Origin of the sequence: Intrasporangium sp., from assembly GCF_036566125.1 — a bacterium.
GTDB lineage: Bacteria > Actinomycetota > Actinomycetes > Actinomycetales > Dermatophilaceae > Intrasporangium.
In genome coordinates this window covers 1-2,158 of the sequence record NZ_DATCWX010000340.1, presented here as the reverse complement: position 1 = coordinate 2,158, position 2,158 = coordinate 1, and the positions used below count along the sequence as shown (strand labels likewise).

At 67.2% G+C, this 2,158-nt stretch carries 2 protein-coding genes; both read right to left on the bottom strand.

Annotated elements, in window-relative coordinates; all coding sequences use genetic code 11:
• A partial coding sequence (locus tag VIR15_RS20330) for an inositol-3-phosphate synthase (RefSeq protein ID WP_331931163.1) occupies positions 1-1,009 on the bottom strand: 1,009 nt, incomplete at its 3' end.
• A 3-nt stretch (positions 1,010-1,012) separates the two neighbouring features.
• Positions 1,013-1,666, bottom strand: a complete 654-nt coding sequence (locus VIR15_RS20325; protein WP_331931161.1) for a PadR family transcriptional regulator — start codon at positions 1,664-1,666, stop codon at positions 1,013-1,015.
• Between the last annotated feature and the right edge of the window lie 492 nt (positions 1,667-2,158).

Below are 2,158 nucleotides of genomic sequence, written 5' to 3'. Positions count from 1 at the left end.
TGAAGTAGGTCGCCGCGGACAGGATCGGGCCACCGATGCCACGGTCCAGGGCGATCTTCGCGGCGCGCACGGCGTCGATGATGATGCCGGCCGAGTTGGGGGAATCCCAGACCTCGAGCTTGTACTCGAGGTTGAGCGGCGCGTCACCGAAGGCGCGACCCTCGAGCCGCACGTAGGCCCACTTGCGGTCGTCGAGCCACTGCACGTAGTCGGACGGGCCGATGTGGACGTTCCTGTCGTCGACCTTGCCGGCGAGCGAGCCGGTGAGGTTCGAGGTCACGGACTGGGTCTTGGAGACCTTCTTGGACTCGAGGCGCTCGCGCTCGAGCATGTTCTTGAAGTCCATGTTGCCGCCGACGTTGAGCTGGTAGGTCCGGTCGAGCGCGACGCCGCGGTCCTCGAAGAGCTTGGCCATGACGCGGTGCGTGATCGTCGCGCCGACCTGGCTCTTGATGTCGTCGCCGATGATCGGCACCCCGGCCGCCTCGAACTTCGCGGCCCACTCGGGGTCCGACGCGATGAACACCGGCAGGGCGTTGACGAAGGCCACGCCCGCGTCGATCGCGCACTGCGCGTAGAACTTGTCGGCCTCCTCGGAGCCCACCGGCAGGTAGGACACGAGGACGTCCACCTTCGCGTCGCGCAGCGCCTGGACGACGTCCACCGGCTCGGCCGCCGACTCGTCGATCGTCATCCGGTAGTACTTGCCGAGCCCGTCGAGCGTGTGGCCGCGCTGGACCGTGATGCCCGTCGTGGGGACCTCAGAGATCTTGATGGTGTTGTTCTCCGAGGCGTTGATCGCCTCGGCCAGGTCCTTGCCGACCTTCTTGTCGTCCACGTCGAACGCGGCGACGAACTCGACGTCGCGGACGTGGTACGGGCCGAACTGGACGTGCATGAGGCCCGGCACGGTGCCGGCCGGGTCAGCGTCCTTGTAGTACTCGACACCCTGGACGAGCGAGCTCGCGCAGTTGCCGACGCCGACGATGGCGACGCGTACGGATCCCATGGATCACTCCTTGTTTCTTGGCTGGGTCTTGTTGACAGGTGTCGTGCTGCTTCGGCGGGACTCGCCGAGGGTGTCGTATGCCGCTGGGCCGGGGTCCAGCGCAGCGCGGCGTTCCGCGCTGATGAGCTCTTCAAGCCAGCGGACCTCGCGCTCGGCCCCCTCCTCGCCGTGCTGCTGGAGGGCCATGGTGTAGCCGTCCATCCGCTCTCGGTTGCGCACGCTGGCCTCGCGGATGTTGGCGAGTCGCTCCTCGAGCCGAGAGCGCCGTCCCTCGAGGATGCGCAGCCGCACCTCCTGCTGGGTCCGCGAGAAGAAGGCGAAACGGACGTCGAAGTCGTCGTCGTCCCAGGCGTCCGGACCGCTCGCCGTGACGAGGTCCTGGAAGTGCTCCTTGCCCTCGGCCGTCAGCTCGTACGTGATCCGCGGGCGCCTGCCCTGCACCGGAGTCTCGGTGGTCTCCGTGATGTGACCGGCCTCGACGAGCGCGCGGAGCGCCGGGTAGAGCGAGCCGTACGACAGCGCGCGGAAGATACCGAGTGCGGTGGTGAGCCGCTTGCGCAGCTCGTAACCGTGCAACGCGCCGTCGTGCAGCAGGCCGAGGATCGCGAACTCGAGCAGCGCGGCACGCCGGCTCGGGGGACGCGTGGACCTTGGCACTGATCCAGTCTACACCCCAGATATATCGCCGCGATACATCGCCATTTGGTCAGGGTCATCCAACCGGAAGTCCAGGGCTCGCCATGCGGGGCCGTGCCGGATCGCGGCTGGACTTCCGGTTGGTTGACCCGTCGGTTGGGGTCAGCCGGCGGGGACGTAGGTCGCGAGGTAGCGGTTCGCAGCAGGGCCGTCGATCGCGCCGCGACGAACCCGTCGAAAGCCTCCAGGCCCACGCTCACCCCCGCCTCCCCGCGTTGCATCAGCGTCGTCACATCCTTGGGGACCACCGGGCCCCACGCAGAGGTTGCCTCACCAGGGAAGGGAACTCAGCGGCATACGAAATCGTCTTTTGTGCGTATGCCGCTGAGCTGAGTCTGGTGCCTGTGTGCCCACTGTGGAGGGCGGGGTTCATTTCGGCGCGTGGCACGTCAACGGGTCATACTGATGGGCGGCTCGAGAGGTTTCTCGAGCCTGCGCATGAAACGGAAGTGG